The sequence below is a fragment of the Nonomuraea zeae genome (genome assembly GCF_005889725.1).
Taxonomy (GTDB): Bacteria; Actinomycetota; Actinomycetes; order Streptosporangiales; family Streptosporangiaceae; genus Nonomuraea; species Nonomuraea zeae.
Map to the genome: position 1 here is coordinate 1 of NZ_VCKX01000537.1, position 4,077 is coordinate 4,077.

The 4,077-nt window shown below is 72.5% G+C and carries 4 protein-coding genes; 2 read left to right on the forward strand and 2 right to left on the reverse strand.

The features are described from left to right. Nucleotides 1–471, forward strand: a 471-nt coding sequence (locus ETD85_RS60655; protein WP_276617427.1) for a methyltransferase, incomplete at its 5' end; no start/stop codon positions are given. Between the two features lie 165 nt (nucleotides 472–636). On the opposite strand, the gene ETD85_RS60660 is transcribed toward ETD85_RS60655, so the two are convergent. Then, a complete protein-coding gene (locus tag ETD85_RS60660) occupies nucleotides 637–1,167 on the reverse strand; it encodes an Asp23/Gls24 family envelope stress response protein (RefSeq protein WP_138698830.1) in 531 nt (176 codons plus the stop codon). A gap of 76 nt (nucleotides 1,168–1,243) precedes the next feature. On the opposite strand from ETD85_RS60660, the gene ETD85_RS60665 reads away from it, so the two are divergent. Continuing rightward, nucleotides 1,244–1,774, forward strand: a complete 531-nt coding sequence (locus ETD85_RS60665) for an HIT family protein (protein ID WP_240780151.1) — start codon at nucleotides 1,244–1,246, stop codon at nucleotides 1,772–1,774. Here the strand turns inward: ETD85_RS60665 and ETD85_RS60670 are convergent. After that, entirely contained in the window at nucleotides 1,730–3,862 is a 2,133-nt protein-coding gene (locus ETD85_RS60670; RefSeq protein ID WP_240780152.1) for a hypothetical protein, read from the reverse strand. The two genes, ETD85_RS60665 and ETD85_RS60670, sit on opposite strands and share 45 nt — an antisense overlap. Nucleotides 3,863–4,077 lie beyond the last annotated feature (215 nt).

The window sequence follows — 4,077 nt, forward strand, 5'->3', positions numbered from 1 at the left end:
GGTCAGGGCGGGTTCCTGCTGGAGGTGCTGCGCCGGCGTCCGCGGCTCGACGGGGTGCTGTTCGACGAGGCGCACGCGGTGGCCGGGCACCGGCTGGCCGCCGACGAGGTCAAGGGCCGCTGGCAGGCGGTGGCGGGAGACTTCTTCGCCGAGGTCCCGCGCGGCGACGTCTACCTGCTCAAGCGCATCCTGCACGACTGGGACGACGAGCAGTGCGTGACCATCCTGCGCAACTGCCGCCGGGCGATGGCGCCTGGCGGCCGGATCCTGGTGGTGGACGCGGTCGTCCCGCGCGGCAACGCTCCCCACCAGGCCAAGACACTGGACCTGCTGCTGATGTCCGCCCTGGTCGGCAAGGAGCGCACGGAGGCGGACTTCGCCCGGCTGTTCGCGGCCGCGGGCCTGCGCCTGTCGCGGACCATTCCGACGGACACGATGCTCTCGATCGCCGAGGCCGAGCCCGAGCCGTGACCGCCCCGCCGCCCATCGGCGCCCCGGCGGACCGGCGCCCGATGGAACGGCGAGGCGGCAGGCAGGTCAGTGCGGCGGCTCGTCGGTGAGGACAAGGGCTCGCCGCCAGTAGGACGGTTCGTCGGTCAGTAGGACGGTTCGTCGGTCAGTGCGACGGTTCGTCGGTCAGTACGACGGCTCGTCGTCGTCCGCGGGCTCGGGCGGCGACGGGCGGCCTTCGCCGGGCAGGCGCACGTCGTCGACCGTCACGTTGACCTCCATGACGCGCAGTCCGAGCATGCGGCTGACGCTCCTGGCCACGTTCGTCTTGACCTCGGAGGCGACCTCCATCACGACGTGCCCGTACTCGACCACGATCGTCACGCTCACCGCCACCTGTCGATCCTGGATCTGCGCGCTGACGCCCTGGTTGCCGCGCCGGGACCCGATGCCGATGCGGTCACGTACGGACTCGAACGCCCTGGCCAGGTCGCCGCCCATGTCGGCGACGCCGGACACTTCGAGCGCCGCCAGGGCGGCGACCTTCTCCACCACCTCGTCGGCGACCTTGATCCGCCCTTTGACGACGGCGCCGGCGGAGTGCGGCTCCGGGTACGGCGGCGGGACCTCGGCGGGGGCGGTGGCCGACTCCGGAAGGGAGCTCTGATCGGGGTGCTCTGCTGAAGGAACGGGGTGCTCGGCTAAAGCGTCACTCATCGCGGCCTCCTGTAGGCGGTGCTCAGGATTGTGCCGGAAGAGGCCCGCGTTTGTCCGTGGTCCTATGCTGCTAGTTATGCACGATCAGGCAGGGGCCGGGGCCCCCGACAACTTCCAGCGTCTGTGGACCCCGCATCGCATGGCCTACATCAAGGGCGAGAACAAACCGACGGGCACGGAAGCCGGCGACGGGTGCCCGTTCGACGTGATCCCCAAGATGAGCGACGAGGACGGCCTGATCGTCGCCAGGGGCGAGAGCGTGTACGCCGTGCTCAACCTCTACCCCTACAACTCCGGCCACCTCATGGTCGTGCCCTACCGCCATGTCTCCGACTACGACGAGCTGACGCCCGCCGAGCTGACGGAGCTGGGGGAGTTCACCCAGAAGTCGCTGCGCGCGCTGCGCAAGGCCAGCGGCGCACAGGGCTTCAACGTCGGCATGAACCTCGGCCACGTCGCCGGCGCGGGCATCGCCGCGCACCTGCACCAGCACGTGGTGCCCCGGTGGGGCGGCGACACCAACTTCATGCCGGTCGTCGCCCAGACCAAGGTCCTGCCGCAGCTACTTCGCGACACCCGCCAGCTGCTCGCCGACGCCTGGGACTGATTCGCGCTCGCGCCGCAGCGCGCCGATGCCGGTCGCCAGCAGCAGCGGCACGGCCAGCGCCAGCGCCATCGACAGGACGGCGGCGCCGGAGTCGTTGACGAGCATCCCGACCACGCCGCTGACGAGCGTGCCGATCAGGCCCGCCCGCAGCGCGGGCGAGTGCTCGAACGCCGCCGGCACCACCCCGGCCGAGGCCTGCTCCGGCCGCAGAATGGCGTAGACGAGGAACGCCACGGCGGCGATCACGATGGGCATCAGGTTGGGGCTCAGCAGGGTGGCGAGCATGGCCTGCAGCTTGCGCAGGATGACGTCGAACGCCTCCCCGGTGAGCACCTGCCCCACGAACCTGCCCAGGTGCGTCTGCTCGTCGGGCGGCCGCAGGTAGTTGATCCAGGCGAACGCCATCACGATCACCCCGCCGGCCACGCAGAACGCGCCCAGCTTCACCAGCGAGACCCGCTTGCCCGTCAGGATCAGCGCGGTCACCGCGATGCCCGGCACGAACGCGATGACACCGCCGAAGTCGCTGCCCATGCCGGACCCGCCGAGCACCATCGCGAACCCGCCCAGCAGCACGATCGCGGCCAGCCCCACCTTGCCCGGCCAGCGGTGCGCGATCACCGTGGTGGCCAGCAGGGTGCCGGTCGCCAGGAGCGCGAACGGGATGTTCCCGAGCCCGAAGTAGCGGGCTCCGACGTCCGCGCTGTAGCCCATGACGCTGTTGAGCTGCAGGGTCGTACCGGTCAGCAGGTCGCCGGCGAGCGTCAGCGCGGTGACTCCGGCGACCACGGCGAGCGGGCCCAGCGGCCGGCGCCGCCACGGCCCCCCGAACGCGAGCGCCGTCACGAGCGCCGCCCACCCGAGCACCCCGCCCACCAGTTGCGGCAGGCTCGACCACGGGAGCAGGTTGACCAGGTAGCTGGAGACCGGCAAGGCGGCCAGGGCGACGGCGGCCAGGCGGATGGGGGAAAGGCCCTTGCGGCGGCGCAGCAGCAGGAACGCGACCAGGTAGAACACGACCTGCAGCACCGCCACGACGGTGAAGTAGACGCCCTTCACCGAGCGGATCGCCTGCGCGGTGGAGTCGGCCCTGCGCAGCTCGTCGAATGTCGCGCCGTGGTCGCCCACCTGCATCGGAACGCCCACCACGGTGCTCGGCACCGCCACGCCGAGCCTGGTCAGCACGGTGGAGGTCAGGTCGGGCAGGATCGAGATGTCCTCGCGGCGGGTGGACGCCGCACCGAGCGCGCGGCCCCGCGTGCCGGAGCCCGCGGAGGCTGCTGAGCCCGTGGCGCTCGCGGGCTCCCTGAGCGCGGCCACGCGCAGGTGGGGTACGGAGCCGTGGTCGGACAGGCCCGCCAGCAGCACCGTCGTGTCGGCGGGCAGGATCGACAGCAGCGCGCCCGCCTTGGCGTCGGCCAGGCGCAGCGCCTCGCGGCGCTCGGCGGGGCCGAGCTGGTCGGGCACCTTGGGCAGCCGGTCGCCCGCCAGGTAGGGGCGGATGAGGTCGTCGACGTCCATGGCGATCATGCGGCACTGCCCGAGGTCGCCGGTCGTGACCTGGAGCGGCGAGGCGTGGTAGCGCTGCACCGCGCCCTGCCGGTCGGCCAGCGCGAGCGCGGCGCCCGCGCCGATCGCGATCGAGCACTGGCCGGCCGCCTTCAGCGACTCGCCCAGCGTGCCCGCGTTGCGCTGCCCGGCCACGTCGATGAGGTAGCGGTAGCCGGGGATGACGGCGCCCGCGCCCTGCACCTCGGGTGCCGGGGCCGCGCCGCAGCCGTAGCCGGCCGCCGACCTGGTGCCCGCCGAGACCGTCAGCCAGCCGTCGTAGGGGCAGGTCACGTTGCCGATCGTCCGGATCGACAGCGAGCCGATCGCGCTCGCCTCGGCCAGCTCCCACAGATTGGGGGTGTCGGACGGGGTGAGGTCGTTCCAGTGCAGGCCCGACACGCCGATGAGGGCCACCCGCGCGGCACTTCCGTCCGCCTGCGCCGGGCCGTCCCCGGCCCGCGCCGGGCCGGCGAGCATCGCGTGACCGAGCAGCATCTGACCGACCAGCACGGCCAGCGCGACAACCGTGCGCCTCACCCCGGAAACCTCCTGCGATCGATGAGTTCCGTGGCGCGCCAGAGCAAGATCGTCTTCCGGCGCCACCGGACCCGACTACCCTCTCACGCGCCGGGCACGCCGGGTACGGGCTTCGCGGCCATCCAGCCGGGAGCGGTGCGTCTTCCTCGCACGCCGTCGCGGTGGGTTGCGCGGGACGGCCCGGTTGGGTGCGGCGGACCAAGGGGGGTGCGGTG